This is a genomic window from Szabonella alba (assembly GCF_016765775.1).
In the GTDB taxonomy this organism is placed as follows: domain Bacteria; phylum Pseudomonadota; class Alphaproteobacteria; order Rhodobacterales; family Rhodobacteraceae; genus Szabonella; species Szabonella alba.
The window spans coordinates 80,722-99,597 of sequence record NZ_JAESVN010000003.1; the positions used below are offsets into that span (position 1 = coordinate 80,722).

Consider the following 18,876-nt stretch of genomic DNA (forward strand, 5'->3'; position numbering starts at 1 on the left):
GCGTTGTCGGTGTCAAATGCAACGAAAGCACGGCCTGTCCCGTAAAATTGCCGTGAACAACGGGCCTGCATCCGCAGGGATGCCATTCATTTCGGCAGGGATCAGGCCGTTGCCCGCGATGACAGCGCCCCCGAAGACAAGGCCCCAGAAGACAGGGCCCGGGCAACGCCGCGCAGTTCGGCCAGCCCCCGCAGCCGCCCGATCAGCGGATAGCCGGGATGGGTGCCGCGTTCCGCATCGCTCAGCAGATCATGGCCATGATCGGGGCGAAAGGGGATCACCGCATCGGCGCGGCCGGTCTGCCTGCGCCGCGCCTCTTCCTCCAGAAGTGCGGCGATCAGATCGACCATATCGGTATCGCCTTCCAGATGTGCGGCCTCCTCAAAGCTGCCATCGGGGTCTTTGCGGACATTGCGCAGATGCGCGAAATGGATGCGGTCCGCAAAACGGCGTGCGATGGCGGGCACGTCATTGGCGGGGTTGGCCCCAAGCGAGCCGGAACACAGCGTCAAACCGTTGGCCGGGCTGTCCACCGCGCCAAGGATGAAGGCAATGTCATCGGCATCCGACACGATGCGCGGCAGGCCCAGAATATCGCGCGGCGGATCATCGGGATGCACGCACAGCCGCATGCCCAGATCCTCGGCGGCGGGCACGACTTCTTGCAGGAAGCGGGCGTAATGGGCGCGCAGATCGTCCTGCCCGATGCCGTCATAGGTTTTCAGCGCCTCGCGCAGCGCGGGCACGTCATAGCGGTCATAGGCCCCCGGCAGGCCCGCCATGATCGAGTTCAGCAGCGTCTCACGATCCGCCTCGGTCGCGCGCTGGAACCAGATCGCGGCCTGCTGCACCACTTCGGGCAGGTAATCGGCCTCGGCCTCGGTCCGGCCCAGCATATGGATCTCGAACGCGGCCATCCGGGGCGCGGAAAAGCGCAGGCAGGTGCCGCCGCGTGCCACCGGGGCGGCCAGATCGGTGCGTGTCCAGTCCAGAAGCGGCATGAAATTATAGCAGATCGTATGGATGCCATTGGCCGCCAGATTGGCCAGCGACTGGCGGTAATTGGCAAAGATCCGGTCCAGATCACCCGCGCCGCGCTTCACATCCTCATGGATCGGCAGGCTTTCGACTACGACCCAGTCAAACCCGGCCTCTTCGATCTGGCGCTTGCGCGCGGCGATGGTTTCAACCGGCCAGACCTCACCATAAGGGATTTCATGCAGCGCGGTGACAATGCCGCTGGCCCCGGTCTGGGCGATCTCGGGCAGGGTGATCTTGTCGAAGGGTCCATACCAGCGCCAGCTTTCGATCATGTCAGATCCTCCAGAGATGCGCGCACGCCATGCGTAGCAAGCCGTGCATGGGCGGCGGTGACGGGGGCGGCCAGGTCCTTGGCCACGGATTCGGGAAAGATCGCGGGCAGCGCCAGCAGGGCGGCAGGCCCGTCCGGCGCGCGGGCGGCCAGTTCGGCGGCCATCGGGTCGCGCACGTCGATCGGCTGACCGTCCACGCCCTTGCCCGAAATGTAATGCATCCAGCCCGCAATCGCCAACGTCAGCCCCGGGCTTTGCCGCCCCACCGCATGGTTCTCGGCCCATGTCGACAGGATCCGCTGCGGCAGTTTCTGGCTGCCATCCATGGCGATCTGCCATGTCCGGTGCCGGATCGCAGGATTGGAATAGCGCGCGAACAACTGATCGGCATAGTCGGTCAGGTCCACGCCCGGCGGCGGGGTCAGGGCCGGAATGATCTCGCGCCGCCACAGCGCCTTGACGAAAGCCGCGAAAACCGGATCGGCGGCGCAATCGGCAATGGTTTCATGACCGGCAAGATAGCCCAGATAGGCCAGCGTCGAATGGGTGCCGTTGAGCATGCGCAGCTTCATATGCTCATAGGCCGTTACATCGGTCACCAGTTCCGCGCCAGCGGCAGCAAGATCAGGGCGTTCGCCGCTGACGAAATCATCCTCGATCACCCATTGGCCGAACGGCTCATGCATGACGGGGGCAGCATCGGTGATGCCCATGGCGGCAAGGCGGGCGATATCCTCGGGCTTGGTGGCAGGCACGATGCGGTCAACCATCGTGGACGGAAAACGCCCCAAGGCCCCGATCCAGTCGGCCAGATCCGGGTCGATGCGTCGGGCAAGCTCCAGCACCACGCCCCGCAGAACCCGGCCATTCTGCGGAAGGTTGTCGCAGGTCATCGCGGTGAAGGGGGCAAGCCCGCGATTGCGGCGCAGTTGCAGCGCCCGCACCAGATAGCCGGGGGCCGAGCGGGGCAGGGCATGGGACAGATCATGCCGGATATCGGGATGATCGGGGTTCAGCGCGCCGGTTGCCGGATTGTGGCAATAGCCCTTTTCCGTGACCGTCAGCGACACGATCCGGATGCCGGGATCGGCCATCGCCTCAAGCACCGCCTGCGGATCCTCAGGCGCGACCAGCACATCCTGCAGAACGGTCAGACGGCGCGGCGTTTCGCCCTCGGGGCCCTGCTCCACGGCGGTATAGGCAAAGCCCTGCGGCGCCAGCGCATCGCGTGTGCCCGGCGATTGCAGCGACACGCCGATGATGCCCCAGTCACCGCCCGACACTTCCATAGCACGGGCCACATAGGCCGCCCCATGCGCGCGGAAAAACGCGCCAAGTCCAAGATGGATGATACCGGGTTTCGGGCGTTCAACGGGCAAGCCAGCCTCCATCGACATTGAGAACCGCGCCATGGATGTAATCGGCGGCGGGTGAGGACAGGAACACGGCTGTTCCGGCAATATCCTCGGGGCGGCCCCAGCGGCCTGCCGGAATACGGTCCAGAATGGCCTTGCTGCGCTCGGGATCGGCGCGCAGCGCCTCTGTATTGGCGGTGGCGATATAGCCGGGGGCGATGGCGTTCACATTGATCCCCCTGGCGGCCCATTCATTCGCCAGAATCTTCGTCAGCCCCGCAACACCATGCTTTGACGCGGTATAGGAGGGCACACGGATGCCACCCTGAAAGGACAGAAGCGAGGCGATATTGACAATCTTGCCGGTTGCGCCACGCGCCATCACCGCCCTGGCAAAGGCCTGTGAGGTAAAGAACAGCGCCTTGAGATTGGTATCCATCACATCATCCCAGTCGGATTCGGTGAAATCGACTGCGTCCGCCCGCCGGATGATGCCGGCATTGTTGACAAGGATATCGACCGGATCACCCGAAAACGCATCCCGCGCGGCCATCGCATCGGCGAAATCAAGGCGCAGTTCGGTGCCGCCGGTCAGCGCGACCGTCTCGGCGCTGGACGACCGGCCCGCGCAGATCACGTCTGCCCCCGCCTGCGACAGTGCCACAGCAATCGCCTGCCCGATCCCGGCATTCGCCCCGGTGACAAGGGCGCGCTTTCCGGTCAGGGCACTCATCTCAGATCCTCCATCGCGACCATGTCCATATCGGTGTAATCGACATTGTCGCCCGCCATGCACCAGATGAAACTGTATTCCCCCGTGCCACAGCCCGAATGAATCGACCATGGCGGCGAGATCGCGGCCTCTTCATTGGCGACGACCAGATGGCGGGTTTCCGACGGTTCGCCCATCAGATGCAGGATGCGGGTTTCAGGCTTCATGTCGAAATAAAGATAGGCCTCCATCCGCCGGTCATGCGTGTGGCAGGGCATCGTGTTCCAGACCGAACCCGCCTCGAACTGCGTATAGCCCAGAACAAGCTGGCATGAGGGCATCACAAGCGGATGGATGAACTGGTTGATCCGCCGCTTGTTCGCGGTCTCGGCCGCGCCAAGGTTCAGGGTCTTGGCCTCGGCCAGCGGGATCAGCCGCGCGGAATGGGTGGCATGGGCGGGGGCGGAGGCCAGGAAAAACCGTCCATCCCCCGCAAAGGTCACCGGCCCCGATCCCATCGGAAGATACAGCACATCGCCGCGTGCCATCTCATGCGCCGTGCCGTCAGCGCTGACGCGGCCGGGCCCGCCGATATTGACCACGCCCAACTCGCGCCGGTCCAGAAAACTGGCGGTTCCCGCCTCGGCCACATGGTCCAGCGTCAGCGGCGTGTCGCCCGGCACCACGCCACCCACCACCATCCTGTCGTAATGGGTATAGATCAGCCGGATCTCACCGCTCTGGAACAGGCCGCTGCCCAGAAAATTCTGGCGCAGTGCTGCGGTATCCATGGCTTTTGCAGCCGCCGGATGGACGGCATGGCGGGTTTCAACGGTCAGCATGGCAGGGCCTTTCAGAGAAAATCGTCGCGGCGGGGCGAAAAGCTGTCGATCAGTTCCCCCGAAAGCAGGCAACGGCAGCCATGCGTCACCCCCGAGGGGATCATCACACTATCACCGGGGCCGATTTCATGCACTTCCTCCCCTATGGTGAAGCTGAACCGCCCCGAACGAACGAAGGTCGATTGCACATGCGCATGGCTGTGCAATTTGCCCTCGGCCCCGGTTTCAAACCGGAAGGCGACCAGCATCAGCGCCGGGTCCTCGGCCAGCACCTGACGGGTCACGCCGGGATCGGTTGGAACGGTGGGATAGGTCATGTCTTTCTCACTTGAACAGGGAGGGCAGCCACAGCGACAGCGCCGGGATATAGGTCACCAGCAGCAGCACCACCAGCGAGGCGAAATAGAAGGGCCAGATCGTGCGGACGGCCTCCCAGATCGGAATGCGCCCGACCGCGCAGCCGACAAACAGCACCGCGCCCACCGGCGGGGTGCAAAGCCCGATCCCCAGATTGAGAACCATGATCACCCCGAAATGCACCGGATCGACGCCGAAGGCCTGCGCAATCGGCAGAAAGATCGGCGTGACGATCACGATCAGCGGTGCCATATCCATGAAGGTGCCCAGCAGCAGCAGCGCGATATTGATCATCAAGAGGATCAGGATCGGATTGTCTGACACCGTCTGCATGAAGGCCACGATGCTGGTGGGCACCTTGAAATAGGCCAGAAGCCAGCCGAAGGCCGCCGCACAGCCGATGACCAGCAGAACCATCGCCGTGGTGCGCACGGCGCCCAGCGTGGCGGCCACGAATTCCTTCCATGGCAGTGAGCGGTAGACAAAGACCGTGACCAGCAGCGCATAGATCACCGCGATATTCGAGCTTTCCGAGGCGGTGAACACGCCTGATCGCACACCCCCGAAGATGATCCCGATCAGGATCAGCCCTGGAATGGCCGAGACCAGCAGCGCGCCGATCATCCGCATCCCTGGGAAGGGTTCAGTCGGATAGCCGCGTTCACGCGCCACGAACCAAGCCACGATCATCAGCGCGATGGCCAGCATGAAACCGGGGATGATGCCGGCCGTGAACAGATCGGCAATGGACAGTCGCCCGCCCGCCGAAATCGAATAGATGATCATATTATGCGACGGCGGCAGCATGATCGCGATGATCGAGGAGGTCACGGTGATATTGACCGCGTAATCCGCAGCATAGCCCTTGGCCTTCATCTGCGGCACCATGATGCCGCCGACCGCCGAGGCATCTGCCGCCGCCGATCCCGAAATCCCGCCGAACATGACCGAGGCCAGGATATTCACCTGCCCCAGCCCGCCGCGCAGATGCCCGACCAGCGCGCCCGCCAGTGCCACCAGCCGTCGCGCGATATCGCCGCGCACCATCAGATCGCCCGCATAGATGAAGAAGGGGATCGCCATCAGCGCAAAGACCGAAATGCCGGAATTCAGCCGCTGGAACACCACAAGCGGCGGCAGGCCCATGTAAAGCACCGTAGCAAAGCTGGAAATGCCAAGGCAAAAGGCAACCGGGGTGCCGATCAGCAGCAGGAACACGAAGGTTCCGAAAAGAATATAGAGTTCCAAGGATCAGTCCTCGACCATGTCTTCGCCAAAGCGCGCCGTCTGCATTCCGGCGGCGCGGCGCAAGAGCCGCTCACCCGAGAACAGAACAACCAGAAGTCCGCCCAGAACAAGCGGCAGGAAATTCGTGCCATCCGGCAGGCCCAGCGTCGGCATTTTTGAGCTCCATGTCCGTCGGGCAAGCTCCAGCCCGAACCAGAACATCCCGGCCCCGAAGGCGCCGACGACAAGATCCGAAACTGAATGCAGAAAGCGCACCACGCCCTGCGGCAGGAACATCAGAAGCACGTCAAAGGACAGGTGATACCCCTCGCGCGTGCCGACAGCGGCGCCCAGAAGGATGAACCAGCCCATGAACTGCACCGCCAGCGGTTCGGACCAGACGATGGAGGATCCGATCACATAGCGCATGAAGACCTGCGCCGCGACAACAGCGGTCATCAGGATCAGGCAGGTGCCGGAAATATAAAGCGTGATACGCGCCAGCACGCCGAACAGGCGCGCAAGGACCTTCAACCCGTCCTGCATGGACTTGCCCCCGATACGATGGAGAAAGGGCGGCCCGGAACCCCGGGCCGCCCGTTAATGCGGTTACTCGGTCGCCTGAATCCGCTCGACCAGATCCCGCAGTACATCGGTGGTCACATGCTTTTCATAAACCGGCACCATGGCCTCGATGAAGGGGGTCTTGTCGATATCGGTGATGATCTCTGCCCCGGCAGCCAGCACCTTTTCGGTCGAGGCCTTTTCACGCTCGGCCCAGAGGGCGCGCATGTGGGGCACCGATTCCTTGGCGGCCTGACGCACGATCTCCTGATCCTCGGCCGAAAGCTTGTCGAAGCTGGTCTTGGACATGACCAGCGCCTCGGGGACGATCAGGTGTTCGTCCAGCGTGTAGTATTTCGCAACCTCGAAATGGCCCGAGGATTCAAACGAGGGCGGGTTGTTCTCGGCCCCGTCGATCACGCCGGTCTGGATCGAGGAATAGACCTCACCATAGGGCAGGGGGGTGGCGGATGCGCCAAGCGCGTCCATCATGTCCACGAAGATGTCGGATTGCATGACGCGCACCTTCATATCCTTGAGATCCGCCAGCGAGGTGATCGGGCGCTGGCTGTTGTAGAAGCTGCGCGCGCCCGCGTCGTAATAGGCCAGACCGATCAGATCATGCGGTTCAAAGGCCGCAAGGATCTGCTCACCGATGGGGCCGTCCATGACCGTGTTCATATGCGCGACCGAGCGGAAGATATAGGGCAGCGAGACGACCTTGGTTTCCTCGATCAGGTTGTTGAAGGGGCCCATGGAAACGCGCGTCATGTCGATGACGCCGAAACGGGTCTGTTCGATCGTGTCGCGCTCTTCGCCCAGCTGGGCCGAATGGAACACCTCGATGCAGATCCGCCCGTCGGTGCGTTCCTGGATCAGTTCACCCATATATTTGACGGCCTCGATGGTGGGATATCCGTCGGGATGGGTATCGGCCGAACGCAGCGTCACCTCACAGGCCGCAGCCGCCGTGGCCATGGCCGCCGAGGCCATCAGCGCCGCACTGAGCGTTTTCATATAGGTCATTGTCTTTCCTCCCGTTTTTTGGCTTTCAAAGCCGATAAGCCTGTTTTACCAGGCGATAGGTCAGGTCATGGGCGACCTCGGATGCCTCCGCCTCATCCAGTCTTCCGCTGGCGCAAAGCGTGGCAAGATAGGCGCAATCCACACGCCGGGCGACATCATGCCGGGCGGGGATCGAAAGATAGGCGCGGGTATCGTCGTTGAACCCCACGGTATTATAGAAACCCGCCGTTTCCGTGGTGGCCTCGCGGAAACGGCGCATCCCTTCGGCGCTGTCAAAGAACCACCATGCCGGGCCCAGTTTCAGACAGGGATAGACCCCGGCCAAGGGCGCGAGTTCGCGCGACAGCGTGGTTTCGTCCAGTGTGAACAGGATGACGGAAAGCCGCGGATCATGGCCCACGGCATTCAGGAGCGGGCGCAGCGCGCGGACATAATCGGTGCGGGTCGGGATATCGAAGCCCTTGTCGCGCCCGAACATGCCCATGACCCGGTCGGAATGGTTGCGGAACGATCCGGGGTGGATCTGCATCACCAGCCCGTCCTCACAGCTCATCCTTGCCATTTCTGTCAGCATCTGGCCCCGGAAGGCATCGCGCTCCTCGGCACTGGCCTTGCCTGCGATCACCTTCTGATAGAGTGCCGCCGCATCCTTGGGGGCCAGATCCTCGGTCCGGGCGGTGGGGTGGCCGTGATCGGTCGAGGTCGCGCCGAAGGTCTTGAAATAGGCGCGCCGCGACCGGTGGGCGTTCAGATAGCCCTCCCATGTCGTAGTATCCTCGCCCGAAATCTCACCCAGTTGCGCGATACTGGCGGCAAAGCCCGCGAAATCGGGATCGGTCACCGCATCGGGGCGATAGGCCGGAACAACGCGCCCCTTCCAGCCGCTTTCGCGGATCATCCGGTGCCAGCGCAGATCATCCAGCGCGGAATCGGTGGTTGAGATCACCTCGATGTTGAACCGCTCATACAGCGCCCGGGGGCGGAATTCGGGTTGGCTCAGCTTTTCGGCAATGAAGTCATAGGTTTCATCGGCTGTGGCCGCCGTGATCGGGGTTGAAAGCCCCAGCACCTGCTGAAAGGCATGATCAAGCCAGAGCCGCGAGGGCGTGCCCCGGAACAGATGGGCATTCGCGGCGAAGATCCGCCAGATTGCCCGCCCGTCGGTTTCAACCTCACCACCATCGGCGCGCGGGACGCCAAGGCTTTCCAGCGCGATGCCCTGACTGTGCAGCATGCGGAAGACATAGTGATCCGGCGTCACGAAAAGCTGCGAAGGGTCGGGAAAGGCCGCATCCTCGGCATACCAGCGCGGATCGGTATGGCCATGGGGGCTGATGATGGGCAGATCCTTCACGCCCTCATAAAGACTGCGGGCAAGGTCACGCGCGCGGCCTTCAAGCGGTAACAGGCGATCAGGATCGAGTGGTGCCATATCGGTTCTGCCTCCCCCCGGGGCGAAAGTCTTTGTCATCCGGCCCGACTTGGTGTTAGGCTATTAAACTAATATGCTAGTATGCCGAAGCTGTCAACGGAGCCGGAATGAGCGACCTTCTGCACCTGCCGGAAATTGACACCGCGTCGCGTCCTTCCGTCACGGATCAGGTCTATGAGACGCTGCTGGCCGAGATCGTGGACCTGAAACTGCCGCCCGGCGCGAAGATCTCCGAGGTGGAAGTGGCGGGCCAGATGGGCGTGTCACGCCAGCCCGTGCGCGATGCGTTTTTCCGCCTGTCGAAACAGGGGTTTCTGACCATCCGCCCGCAACGGGCGACGATAATCTCACTGATCGACCCGGCGGCGGTGATGCGCGCGCGCTTCATCCGCGCGGCCATCGAGGCCGAAACCGTGCGCCTTGCCTGCGCGCATCTGACCGAGGCCGATATGCAGGCGCTTGAGGCTTTGCTTGACGAACAGCGCGCGGCGGTCGAGGCCGGGGATCGCGCGCAGTTCCATCTGCTGGACGACGCCTTCCATCGCGGCATCTGCGAGCGGATCGGCCGGGGCCATGTCTGGACGACGATCCTTGAACACAAGATGCAGACCGACCGCGTGCGGCTTTTGTCGCTTGCCTTTGCAGCACCCGATGCCTTTGGCGATCATCTTCGGGTGATGGCGGCGATGCGCAGCCGTGACGCGGCGGCCACCATGGCCGCGATGCGTGACCATCTGAGCCGGATCAAGACGCAGATCCTGCGGATCCGGGCGGATAATCTGCCCTATTTCGTGCCCGAGGAGCTTGACCCCTCGGGTTGGTAGATATCCCCCGCGACCCATGGGCCGCGAGGGGCACTGGCATCAGCCGTAACGATAGGGGCGGCCTGCCTTTTCCATCTGGTCGTTATAGGCCTTGAAGATCTCGACCACCCGGGCCTTGACCTCGGATTCCGCCGCGATCTCATCCCAGAAGACCCGCGCCGCCGCCTCGACCTGCGCCCATTCGGCATCGGGGATCGTGGTCAGTTGCAGCTTCGGCCCCTCGGTGCGCAGCTTCGCCTCACCACCCCAATACCAGTGCTGGCGGTAGTAGTGCGACTGTTCGAAACAGACCTGCATCAACTGCTTGAGATTGTCGGGAAGTTCGTTCCAGCGGTCCATATTGGCAAAGAAATGCCCGATCCACGCGCCCGAGATGTTGTTGGTCAGGAAATAGTTGGTCACGTTCGACCAGCCGACCGTATAGACCTCGGTGATGCCCGACCATGCGATGCCGTCCAACTCGCCCGTCTGCACGGCGACCTCGATATCCTCCCAGGGCAGGGTGACGGGAACCACGCCGAATTGCGATAGGAACCGCCCGGCGGTGGGGAAGGTGAAAACCCGCTTGCCCTGCAGATCGGCAAGGCTGTTGATCGGATCCTTGGTCGAGAAATGGCACGGATCCCAAGCGCCCGCCGAGATATGTTTCACGCCGACCTTGGAATATTCTTCATCCCAGATCTCATTCAGGCCCCATTGGTTGAACAATACCGGCACATCAAGGCTGTAGCGGCTGGCAAAGGGGAAATAGCCGCCGAAAACCGTCACTTCGGTCGGCGAGGCCATGCTGTCATCATCCGACTGCACCGCGTCGATGGTGCCGCGCTGCATCGACTGGAACAGCTCCCCCGTGGGAACCAGCTGATCGGCATAGTAAAGCTCGATCTCCATCTGGCCCGCTGCGATGGCGTTGAACTTGTCGATGGCGGGTTTCACCACCTCGGCACCAAGCGCCGCCCCCGCATAGGTCTGCAGGCGCCAGCGGATCGGGGTCTGGCCCAGAACGGCCGGGGCGGCAAGGGTGGAGGCGCCAGCAGCCAGCGCGCCGGTGGTCAGGAATTTTCTTCTGGTGGTCATCACAGTCTCCTTGTTGGTCGGGTGGATATCACGGCGGTTGGCCCGCCTGTCGGATTGGTCAGCGCATCACCCCGGGCAGCCAGAGCGCGATCTGGGGGAAGATCATCACGACGGCCAGGGCCAGCACCATGACGGCGACAAAGGGGATGATGGACCGGTAGATATCGGCAAGGCTGACCTCGGGGGGGGCCATGGCCCGCATGAGGAACAGGTTATAGCCGAAAGGCGGCGTCATATAGGCGATCTGGCAGGTCATCGTGTAAAGCACCCCATACCAGACCAGATCGAATTCGAGGATCCGCACCAGCGGCACATAAAGCGGCGCCACGATCACCAGCATCGCGGTATCATCCAGAAAGGTGCCCATCAGGATGAAGCTGATCTGCATCAGGATCAGCACCTCCCAGCGGCCCAGCCCCAGATTGTCCAGAAACAGGTTCTTGATTGCATCGACCGCGCGCAGCCCGTCAAACACCGCACCGAAGGCCAGTGCTGCAAGAATGATCCACAGAAACATGCAGGAGATTGCCAGCGTCTGCCGGGTCGCGGTCTCAAACACCTCCCGTGTCATGCGCCCCTTGGCCACCGCCACCAGCACCGAGGCGACCGCCCCGATGACCGAACTTTCCACGAGCCGCGTATAGCCCAGAACGAATGGCACCATCATCGCAAGGAAGATGCCGAAGGGCAGCATTCCGGCCAGCAGCAGCCGGTATTTCTCGGCCCGGGGGACGGCCGCAAGCTCGGCCTTGGGCAGGGCAGGGCCAAGCGCGGGGTTAAGCCTGCAGCGCAGCCAGATATAGAGAACGAACATCGCCGCCATCATCAGCCCCGGCAGGATGCCCGCCAGCCACAGATCCTGCACCGATTGCCGCGCGATCAGCGCATAAAGCACCAGCACGACCGAGGGCGGCACGAGGATGCCCAGCGATGACCCCGCCTGAATGACCCCTGTCACCATGCGCTTGTCGTAATTGCGTTTCAAAAGCTCGGGCAGGGCGATGGTCGCCCCGATGGCCATGCCCGCCACCGACAGCCCGTTCATCGCCGAAACCAGCACCATCAACAGGATCGTGCCGATGGCCAGACCGCCCGGAACCCGGCCGAACCAGACATGGAACATGCGGTACAGATCATCGGCAAGGCGGCTTTCGCTGAGCACATAGCCCATGAAGATGAACATCGGCAGGGTCAGCAGCGGAAACCAGTTGATGACCTTCAGCGTCTGGGCAAAGGCAAGGTCATAGCCGCCGCGATCCCCCCAAAGCAGCAGCGCCGCCACCACCGCGACAAAGCCGATCACCCCGAACATGCGCTGCCCGGTCATCAGCATGACCAGCATCGAGCCGAACATCAAAAGCGCGATCATCTCATAAGACATCAGATTTCGCGCCCCCTGAGCCTTGCGATATCACGGATCAGAAAACAGCTGCATTGCAGCAGCATCATCAGGATGCCGATACACATCACGATCTTGACCGGCGCCATATAGGGCCGCCAGAGGCCGGATCGCCGTTCGCCATATTGCAGGGCGTATTGCGTGCTTTCCACGCCCCCCCAAAGCAGCACCGCCAGATAACACAGCAGCGCGAAGATCGTGACCGCGTCAACCATGGCGCGGGTGCGGTCGGACCATTGCGAATAGAAGACATCCATCCGCACCGCCGATCCCAGTTGCAGCGCATAGGCCCCGCCCAGCATGAAATAGCCCGCGAGCAGGAACTGCCCCATCTCATCGGTCCAGACCTGCGGATGCCACGCGCTGCGCGCGAATGCCCCCCAGAGCATGACCCCCATCAGCGCGAAAAGCAGATACATCGCAATGCGTCCGACCTTTTCGTTGAACTTTTCGACGATCCGCACATAGGCGATCAGGAAGGCTGGCATCTGTGCTGTATTCCAAAGGAAAATTCCCGCGCAGGATGACCTTCATCCCCCCCGCATGGCAAGTGTTGAATGGCAGGGGGGCTGTGTTTCCCCGCAGGGCGGGGGGTGACGGTGGCGGGATCGGGCAGGCAGAGGCTCAACGAAGGCCCGGTTTGCCCGGCCCACCACGGCCCGGTCATGGCTGCGGCGCGGTTTCGGCCATTGAACGGGCCCCCGCGCCCAAATTTTGCCTGCTTCGGCGGGTCTGGTGGCGGAACAAGCCCCCTTTGATGCGGATCAGACATGCCCGGACGCGTTTCCCTGTTGCTTTGTTCTCTTGCCCTTCTCGCGGCCCTGACCGCCCCGGTTCAGGCTGATCCGCAATCAAAGGATGACCCGAACCTCGTTCGGATCAGCAATCGCATCTTCGATCTGCGCATGAACGCGACCAGACTGCCAAGATCATCTGATTTCATCCCTCTGAACCGTGTTCCATGGTTGCGCGACCTCATCGGCAACGACCCGATCCTTGATGGCATCGTGTTCCATATTCAGCAGACTTGGGTGCCGGCGGACTTCTTGTGGGCCTTTCCCGGGCCAGGAGACCTGCACAGGTCTCGTGAAGGCATACCGGATCGGTTCATCTTCGACGGCTACGACACAATGGCATCAGAACCGGGTGGTTCAGGACGTTCCTATATGTTCGTGCCCGACGATCCGGCAGAACCCTATTCAATCAGATGCGGCACCCGGACGGGTCGCCTTGACGAATTAAGTGTATGCTTCCTTACCGTTGCATACCCACCTGATAACATGATCTTCCTTCATGCCCGGATCTACTCTCCCGAGCCGCTGGAGGACCTTCGCGGCAATTTCGCTGCCATGGCGAAGCGGATGCGCGAGATCGCCTATTGTCTCGACGTGACCGAGGCGGAGCGGGAACTGGCGCTGGATCCGGACGGAAACCCGATCCTTGGCAACTGTCGCGTCAAGCCGGGGGCCTACCACGACGCAGGCCGCTGCGGGGGCTGAGGGCCAGAACGGCAGGACGTCGCCCCCGAGGGTTGCCATGCTTCAGGGCAGGGCGGCGACCAGACGGGCGAAATCCTCGCCGCGTTTTTCGAAATTGGCATATTGGTCGAAACTTGCCGCCGCCGGGGCCAGCAGCACCACCTCACCCGCCTCGGCCTCTTCGGCGGCGCGGGTGACGGCGCGCTCCATCGTTTCGCAGATCTCATGCGGGATGGTGCCCATCTGCACCGCGAAATCGCGGGCCGAATGGCCGATCAGATAGGCCTTGCTGACCGATCCCAGATGCGGGGCCAATGCGGCAATGCCGCCCTCCTTGCCCAGGCCTCCGGCGATCCAGCGGATGCGGGGAAAGGCCTGCAGCGCCTTGGCGGCACTGTCGGTATTGGTCGCCTTGCTGTCATTGATGAAGCGCACCCCCGCCCGGTCGCGCAGCATCTGGCTACGATGCGGAAGGCCCGCGAAGGAGTGCAGCGCCCCCTCGATCAGTTTCGGCGACAGGCCAAGGCTGCGCGTCGCGGCCCATGCGGCGCAGGCATTCTGATGGTTATGCGCGCCCGGCAGGCCCGCGACACCCCGCAGATCGACCGAGGCCATCTGCCGCCCCTTGCGCCATTCGGCCAGATGCCCCTTGCGCGCAAAGACCGACCAGCCGAAGCCGTCCAGCTTCTGCCCGGACGAAATGCGGATCACCCGGTCATCCAGCGGCCCCTGACCGGTCTGATTGGCCAGAAACACGCCTTCGGGTTCATCCACGCCGATCACGGCGCGGTCGGGGCCGCCTTCAGCGAAAAGCCGACGTTTGGCCGCGAAATAGCCGCCCATCCCGCCATGCCGGTCCAGATGGTCGGGCGACAGATTGGTGAACACCGCGATATCGGGCGTCAGCGCGCGGGCAAGATCGGTCTGATAGCTGGACAGTTCCAGCACCACCACGCCACCTTCGCCGGGCGGGTCGATATCCAGAACGCCGCGCCCGATATTGCCTGCCATCTGCACCGGTCTGCCTGCCACCTCAAGGATATGATGGATCAGCGCCGTTGTGGTGGATTTCCCGTTCGATCCGGTGACCGCGATCACCCGGGGCGGATTGTCCAGCATCTCCCAGTCTCGGGTCGCAAGTGACCGGAAGAACAGCCCGATATCATTGTCCACCGGCAGCCCCAGCGCCATGGCCCGGGCGATCACCGGATGCGGGGCGGGGTAAAGATGCGGGATGCCGGGGCTGACCACCAGCATGTCGATGCCGGTCCAACCCGCCGACGGGCCATTGGCGCGGGTCAGGTCACGCAGATCGTAGCCTTCGGCGGTGGCGCGGTCGCGGCCCTCCTGCCCGTCATCCCAGACGACAACGCTGGCCCCTCCGGCCACCAGCGCCCGCGCGGTTGCAAGGCCGGACCGGCCCAGACCCAGCACGGCAATCGTCCGCCCCTCGACACCCTGCACCGGAATCATCCCGTTCCCCTTCTGTCTGATCGCGCCGCAAGATGGTTCAGCCCGCCCATAGGTGCAAGGCCCCCCTGCCTGTCAGGCCCTGACCGCGCGCAGCGCCATATCGGCATAATGGGCCGCAACCTCGGATCGCGACAGCCGCCCGCCTTCACGATACCATGTGGTGACACCGTTCATCATCGCAATCAGCGCCAGCGTGGTCAGTTTCGCATCGCCGATGCGGAACAGCCCCTGCGCCTTACCGTCCGACAGGATCGCCTGCAGCATCTGCTCATAGCGCCGCCGCATCTCTTCGACGGCTGCGAAATTCTCGGGCGTCAGGTTGCGCAATTCCATATAGGCGATGAACACCGCCTCGGGCCGCTCCAGATGATGCGCGATATGAAAGCGCGCGAAGCGGTCCAGCCGGGCCACCGGATCGGGGGCCGCAGGCAGGGCGGCGGCGGCCTCCAGCAATTCGCCCAGATGCGCCGTCATCATGTCAAACAGCAATGCCTGTTTGTCGGGCGTATACAGATAGAGCGCGCCGGCCTGCACCCCCACCTCGGCGGCGATCCGACGCATCGAGACGGCGGCGAACCCATCCTGCGCGAAAAGCCGCTGCGCCGCCGCGCGGATCTTCGGGCCGGTGATTTCGGAATGGGAGCCGGTCTTGCGTGCCATGGTCCGCTTCTATCTGACCAAGCGTTCAGTTCAAGAGCCAAGCAAGGCAGGGCGTGGGCGGCCCGAATTTACCGCACCCGAATTTACTGCACCCGCGCACATCATGACCCCGCCGCGCTTGCGCCCGGCTGTGGCGCGCGTCTATGGTCGCGCGAACCGTCACAGGCAGGGCCGCAGATGCCGAACCTTCCCATATCGCTGCTTCTTGCGCTGCTGATGACCGCATCCTGCGGCACGTTTCCTGATCTGGGGGAGGATGGGCGCAGTCTTGCGGCCCCGGGCCCCGCCCCGGTGCTGGTCCCGGTCGAGGATCTGCTGGCGCTGGACACCGCACCCCGCGCGCGTGCGAGCGGCACCGGCGCGGTCGAAGCGCGGGCCGACCGGCTGCGCAACCGGGCCGCAGCGCTGCGCCGGACCGAGGTCACGCAGGACTGACAGCCCCGGGGCCGCATGGGGCGGCACCGGGCCGCGTTGCAAGCCCTGCGGCAAACCGCTAACAGACGCGCGACAATGGACAGCGTGACGAATGGAGATCCCGATGACAGCGCCTTTGCGACTTGGCCTTGCCGGACTGGGAACGGTCGGCATCGGGGTGGTGAAGATCGTCCAGCGCCATGCCGGTCTGATCACCGCGCGGACCGGGCGTCCGGTGACGATTACTGCTGTCTCGGCGCGTGACCGGACCAAGAACCGCGATGCCGATCTGTCCGCCTATGCCTGGGAAGATGATCCCGTGGCGCTGGCGCGGCGCGACGATGTCGATGTGCTGATCGAGGTGATGGGCGGCCATGACGGCCCCGCACGGGCCGCGACCGAGGCCGCGATTGCGGCCGGCAAGGATGTGGTCACCGCAAACAAGGCGCTGCTGGCCCATCACGGGCAGGAACTGGCCGAGGCCGCCGAGGCGGCAGGCGCGGTGATCCGGTTCGAGGCAGCGGTGGCGGGGGGCATCCCGGTCATCAAGGCCCTGACCGAAGGGCTGGCGGGCAATGAGATCCGCCGCGTCATGGGCGTGATGAACGGCACCTGCAACTATATCCTGACCCGGATGCAGGCGGCGGGCCTGCCTTACGCGACGGTGTTCGAAGAGGCGCGGCAGCTTGGCTATCTTGAGGCCGATCCGAACCTTGATGTCGGCGGGATCGACGCGGGCCATAAACTGTCGCTGCTGGCTGCCATCGCCTTTGGCACCCGTGTCAGTTTCGACAAGGTCGAACTGGAAGGCATCGGCAATGTGTCGATTGAAGACATCAATCTTGCCGATGAAATGGGCTATCACATCAAGCTTTTGGGTGTGGCGCAGATGTCGGGGCGGGGGCTGGAACAGCGCATGACCCCCTGTCTGGTCCCGGCAGAAAGCCCGCTGGGCCAGTTGCAGGGCGGCACGAATATGGTGGTGCTGGAAGGCGATTCTGTCGGCCAGATCGTGCTGCGCGGCCCGGGTGCGGGGGAGGGGCCGACCGCCTCGGCGGTGATGGCCGATGTGATCGACCTTGCGCGCGGATTGCGGATTTCGACCTTCGGACAGCCCGCCGCGACACTGGCACAGCCGGTCGCGGCCCGGTCTGCCACGCCCGCGCCCTATTACATCCGCGCGACCCTGCTGGACAAACCCGGCGCGCTGGCCAAGATCGCCACCTGTCTGGGCGAGGCGGGCATCTCCATCGACCAGATGCGCCAGTTGAACAAACCTGGCGAAAAGGACGATCTGGCCGTGGTGCTGATCGTGACCCACAAGGCAGCGCCCGCCGATATCGCCCATGCGCTGGACCAGTTCGGCGCGACCGGCGTGATGCTGGGCGCCCCTGTCGCGATCCGGATTGAGGCGGTCTGAGACGAAAAGGGGGCAGGGCCATCCGGCCTCTGCCCCCATTTGGTTTGCCCCTCTAGCCGTCAGGTACCCGCAGGCGCCCCGCCTTCAAAGCGGTTGCCATTGCTGTAATCGCAGGGGGCTTCCTGCATTTCCAGATGCAGGCGGGTGCCGCGATAGGGATGGGCGCGGGCCAGATCCTCGTCAAACTCGATCCCCAGCCCCGGCGCCTCGGGCGGCAGGATATAACCCGCCTCCCAGCGGATCGAATTGCGGATCAGTTTCAGGTGGAATTCCCCGCCTGTCTCGATCGTCTCTGCGATCAGCAGGTTCGGGATCGAGGCGGCCAGATGCACATTCGCCGCCCATTCCACCGGCCCGGCATACAGATGCGGAGCCATTTCGGCGTTGAAGACCTCGGCCATGGCGGCGATCTTCTTGGCCTCCCATATGCCGCCAACCCGCCCCAGTGCCGGTTGCAGGATCTTGACCCCGCCATGCCGCAACAGCGCGCCAAACTCGGCCTTGGTGGTCAGCCGTTCCCCCGTGGCCAGCGGCACCCGGACCGAGGCCGCGACGGTGGCGAATTCGGCCAGATTGTCCGGCGGGATCGGCTCTTCATACCAAAGCGGCAGATAGGGCTCCAGCGCCTGTCCCAGCCGGATCGCACCCGCCGTGGTGAACTGCCCATGCGTGCCGAACAGAAGATCGGCGCGGTCGCCCACGGCCTCGCGGATCGCGCGGCAGAAGGCCACCGAGCGCGAGATATCCGACATGGCGGGCTGATGGCCGCCGCGCAGCGTATAGGGGCCTGCCGGATCGAATTTCACCGCAGTGAAGCCCATATCGACAAAGCGCAGCGCCGCCTCGGCGGCCATGTCGGGATCGACCCAGAAATCGGGGTCGATCCTGCCCGGTTCCGGGTAAAGATAGGTATAGCTGCGGATACGGTCATTCATACGGCCACCCAGAAGCGCCCAGACGGGGCGGTTCCGCGCTTTGCCCAGAATGTCCCAGCAGGCGATCTCAAGCCCTGAAAAGGCGCCCATCACCGTCGGATCGGGCCGCTGGGTAAAGCCCGAGGAATAGGCCCGGCGGAACATCATCTCGATATTCTCGGGGTTTTCGCCCTCCATGTAGCGGGCAAAGACATCCTCGATCACGGCTTTCATCGCTTGCGGCCCGACCGAGGAGGCATAGCATTCGCCATAGCCGGTGATACCGCAGGCGGTGGTCAGTTTCGGAAAGATCCAGTAGCGCCCGCCCCAGCCGGGGGCAGGCGGTGCCACGATGAAAATCTCAAGGTCTTTCAGGCGCATGGCAGGCT

General features: G+C 63.5%; 19 protein-coding genes. 4 read left to right on the top strand and 15 right to left on the bottom strand.

Annotated features, from left to right (window positions below; translation table 11 throughout):
- Positions 1–101 precede the first annotated feature (101 nt).
- From uxuA to uxaC, 9 genes are all read right to left on the bottom strand, one after another.
- Positions 102–1,313 (bottom strand): mannonate dehydratase, encoded by a 1,212-nt coding sequence (gene uxuA, locus JL811_RS07980; RefSeq protein WP_202687990.1) that lies wholly within the window; start codon positions 1,311–1,313, stop codon positions 102–104.
- On the bottom strand, positions 1,310–2,704 hold the full coding sequence (locus JL811_RS07985) for a mannitol dehydrogenase family protein (protein ID WP_237684901.1): 1,395 nt from the start codon (positions 2,702–2,704) through the stop codon (positions 1,310–1,312). Before JL811_RS07985 ends, uxuA begins: the two co-directional genes overlap by 4 nt.
- Positions 2,682–3,401, bottom strand: a complete 720-nt coding sequence (gene kduD, locus JL811_RS07990) for a 2-dehydro-3-deoxy-D-gluconate 5-dehydrogenase KduD (RefSeq protein WP_202687991.1) — start codon at positions 3,399–3,401, stop codon at positions 2,682–2,684. The genes JL811_RS07985 and kduD overlap by 23 nt, the downstream gene beginning before the upstream one ends.
- Positions 3,398–4,222, bottom strand: a complete 825-nt coding sequence (kduI, locus tag JL811_RS07995) for a 5-dehydro-4-deoxy-D-glucuronate isomerase (RefSeq protein WP_202687992.1) — start codon at positions 4,220–4,222, stop codon at positions 3,398–3,400. The genes kduD and kduI overlap by 4 nt, the downstream gene beginning before the upstream one ends.
- 11 nt (positions 4,223–4,233) lie before the next feature.
- Positions 4,234–4,539, bottom strand: coding sequence for a cupin domain-containing protein (locus JL811_RS08000; protein WP_202687993.1), 306 nt, complete (start codon positions 4,537–4,539; stop codon positions 4,234–4,236).
- Between the two features lie 7 nt (positions 4,540–4,546).
- A complete protein-coding gene (locus JL811_RS08005; protein ID WP_202687994.1) occupies positions 4,547–5,827 on the bottom strand; it encodes a TRAP transporter large permease in 1,281 nt (426 codons plus the stop codon).
- A gap of 3 nt (positions 5,828–5,830) precedes the next feature.
- Positions 5,831–6,352 (bottom strand): TRAP transporter small permease, encoded by a 522-nt coding sequence (locus tag JL811_RS08010; RefSeq protein WP_202687995.1) that lies wholly within the window; start codon positions 6,350–6,352, stop codon positions 5,831–5,833.
- Between the two features lie 63 nt (positions 6,353–6,415).
- Entirely contained in the window at positions 6,416–7,396 is a 981-nt protein-coding gene (locus tag JL811_RS08015; protein ID WP_202687996.1) for a TRAP transporter substrate-binding protein, read from the bottom strand.
- Between the two features lie 25 nt (positions 7,397–7,421).
- Positions 7,422–8,828 carry a glucuronate isomerase gene (gene uxaC / locus JL811_RS08020; protein WP_202687997.1) on the bottom strand — a complete coding sequence of 469 codons (1,407 nt, stop codon included), beginning with the start codon at positions 8,826–8,828 and terminating at the stop codon, positions 7,422–7,424.
- A gap of 107 nt (positions 8,829–8,935) precedes the next feature.
- Here uxaC and JL811_RS08025 point away from each other — a divergent pair, with 107 nt between their 5' ends.
- Complete coding sequence (locus JL811_RS08025) at positions 8,936–9,652, top strand: GntR family transcriptional regulator (protein WP_202687998.1); 717 nt, start codon at positions 8,936–8,938, stop codon at positions 9,650–9,652.
- 39 nt (positions 9,653–9,691) lie between these two features.
- Here the strand turns inward: JL811_RS08025 and JL811_RS08030 are convergent, their stop codons facing one another.
- Genes JL811_RS08030 through JL811_RS08040 form a run of 3 tightly spaced genes read right to left on the bottom strand, consistent with a single transcriptional unit; the run spans position 9,692 to position 12,616 of the window.
- Positions 9,692–10,729: a TRAP transporter substrate-binding protein gene (locus tag JL811_RS08030; protein ID WP_202687999.1), complete on the bottom strand. Its 1,038-nt coding sequence runs from the start codon at positions 10,727–10,729 to the stop codon at positions 9,692–9,694.
- A 58-nt stretch (positions 10,730–10,787) separates the two neighbouring features.
- Positions 10,788–12,110: a TRAP transporter large permease gene (locus tag JL811_RS08035; protein ID WP_202688000.1), complete on the bottom strand. Its 1,323-nt coding sequence runs from the start codon at positions 12,108–12,110 to the stop codon at positions 10,788–10,790.
- A complete protein-coding gene (locus tag JL811_RS08040; protein ID WP_202688001.1) occupies positions 12,110–12,616 on the bottom strand; it encodes a TRAP transporter small permease subunit in 507 nt (168 codons plus the stop codon). The genes JL811_RS08035 and JL811_RS08040 overlap by 1 nt, the downstream gene beginning before the upstream one ends.
- A gap of 282 nt (positions 12,617–12,898) precedes the next feature.
- On the opposite strand from JL811_RS08040, the gene JL811_RS08045 reads away from it, so the two are divergent.
- Positions 12,899–13,627 (top strand): hypothetical protein, encoded by a 729-nt coding sequence (locus JL811_RS08045; RefSeq protein WP_202688002.1) that lies wholly within the window; start codon positions 12,899–12,901, stop codon positions 13,625–13,627.
- A gap of 42 nt (positions 13,628–13,669) precedes the next feature.
- On the opposite strand, the gene murD is transcribed toward JL811_RS08045, so the two are convergent.
- Positions 13,670–15,079, bottom strand: coding sequence for a UDP-N-acetylmuramoyl-L-alanine--D-glutamate ligase (gene murD / locus JL811_RS08050; protein WP_202688003.1), 1,410 nt, complete (start codon positions 15,077–15,079; stop codon positions 13,670–13,672).
- A gap of 72 nt (positions 15,080–15,151) precedes the next feature.
- Positions 15,152–15,739 carry a TetR/AcrR family transcriptional regulator gene (locus tag JL811_RS08055; protein WP_202688004.1) on the bottom strand — a complete coding sequence of 196 codons (588 nt, stop codon included), beginning with the start codon at positions 15,737–15,739 and terminating at the stop codon, positions 15,152–15,154.
- Between the two features lie 177 nt (positions 15,740–15,916).
- Between JL811_RS08055 and JL811_RS08060 the strand changes: the two genes are divergently transcribed.
- Together JL811_RS08060 and JL811_RS08065 are read left to right on the top strand one after the other, a co-directional pair.
- On the top strand, positions 15,917–16,174 hold the full coding sequence (locus tag JL811_RS08060; RefSeq protein WP_202688005.1) for a hypothetical protein: 258 nt from the start codon (positions 15,917–15,919) through the stop codon (positions 16,172–16,174).
- Positions 16,175–16,277: 103 nt separating this feature from the next.
- Entirely contained in the window at positions 16,278–17,573 is a 1,296-nt protein-coding gene (locus JL811_RS08065; RefSeq protein ID WP_202688006.1) for a homoserine dehydrogenase, read from the top strand.
- A gap of 59 nt (positions 17,574–17,632) precedes the next feature.
- Here JL811_RS08065 and JL811_RS08070 read toward each other — a convergent pair whose 3' ends face one another.
- Positions 17,633–18,868, bottom strand: coding sequence for a mandelate racemase/muconate lactonizing enzyme family protein (locus JL811_RS08070; RefSeq protein ID WP_202688007.1), 1,236 nt, complete (start codon positions 18,866–18,868; stop codon positions 17,633–17,635).
- Positions 18,869–18,876 lie beyond the last annotated feature (8 nt).

Bases quoted from the DNA above. Each gene is read 5' to 3' on its own strand.
- uxuA (WP_202687990.1), bottom strand. From the start codon at position 1,313: ATGATCGAAAGCTGGCGCTGGTATGGACCCTTCGACAAGATCACCCTG.
- JL811_RS07985 (WP_237684901.1), bottom strand. From the start codon at position 2,704: ATGGAGGCTGGCTTGCCCGTTGAACGCCCGAAACCCGGTATCATCCAT.
- kduD (WP_202687991.1), bottom strand. From the start codon at position 3,401: ATGAGTGCCCTGACCGGAAAGCGCGCCCTTGTCACCGGGGCGAATGCC.
- kduI (WP_202687992.1), bottom strand. From the start codon at position 4,222: ATGCTGACCGTTGAAACCCGCCATGCCGTCCATCCGGCGGCTGCAAAA.
- JL811_RS08000 (WP_202687993.1), bottom strand. From the start codon at position 4,539: ATGACCTATCCCACCGTTCCAACCGATCCCGGCGTGACCCGTCAGGTG.
- JL811_RS08010 (WP_202687995.1), bottom strand. From the start codon at position 6,352: ATGCAGGACGGGTTGAAGGTCCTTGCGCGCCTGTTCGGCGTGCTGGCG.
- JL811_RS08015 (WP_202687996.1), bottom strand. From the start codon at position 7,396: ATGACCTATATGAAAACGCTCAGTGCGGCGCTGATGGCCTCGGCGGCC.
- uxaC (WP_202687997.1), bottom strand. From the start codon at position 8,828: ATGGCACCACTCGATCCTGATCGCCTGTTACCGCTTGAAGGCCGCGCG.
- JL811_RS08025 (WP_202687998.1), top strand. From the start codon at position 8,936: ATGAGCGACCTTCTGCACCTGCCGGAAATTGACACCGCGTCGCGTCCT.
- JL811_RS08030 (WP_202687999.1), bottom strand. From the start codon at position 10,729: ATGACCACCAGAAGAAAATTCCTGACCACCGGCGCGCTGGCTGCTGGC.
- JL811_RS08035 (WP_202688000.1), bottom strand. From the start codon at position 12,110: ATGTCTTATGAGATGATCGCGCTTTTGATGTTCGGCTCGATGCTGGTC.
- JL811_RS08040 (WP_202688001.1), bottom strand. From the start codon at position 12,616: ATGCCAGCCTTCCTGATCGCCTATGTGCGGATCGTCGAAAAGTTCAAC.
- JL811_RS08045 (WP_202688002.1), top strand. From the start codon at position 12,899: ATGCCCGGACGCGTTTCCCTGTTGCTTTGTTCTCTTGCCCTTCTCGCG.
- murD (WP_202688003.1), bottom strand. From the start codon at position 15,079: ATGATTCCGGTGCAGGGTGTCGAGGGGCGGACGATTGCCGTGCTGGGT.
- JL811_RS08055 (WP_202688004.1), bottom strand. From the start codon at position 15,739: ATGGCACGCAAGACCGGCTCCCATTCCGAAATCACCGGCCCGAAGATC.
- JL811_RS08060 (WP_202688005.1), top strand. From the start codon at position 15,917: ATGCCGAACCTTCCCATATCGCTGCTTCTTGCGCTGCTGATGACCGCA.
- JL811_RS08065 (WP_202688006.1), top strand. From the start codon at position 16,278: ATGACAGCGCCTTTGCGACTTGGCCTTGCCGGACTGGGAACGGTCGGC.
- JL811_RS08070 (WP_202688007.1), bottom strand. From the start codon at position 18,868: ATGCGCCTGAAAGACCTTGAGATTTTCATCGTGGCACCGCCTGCCCCC.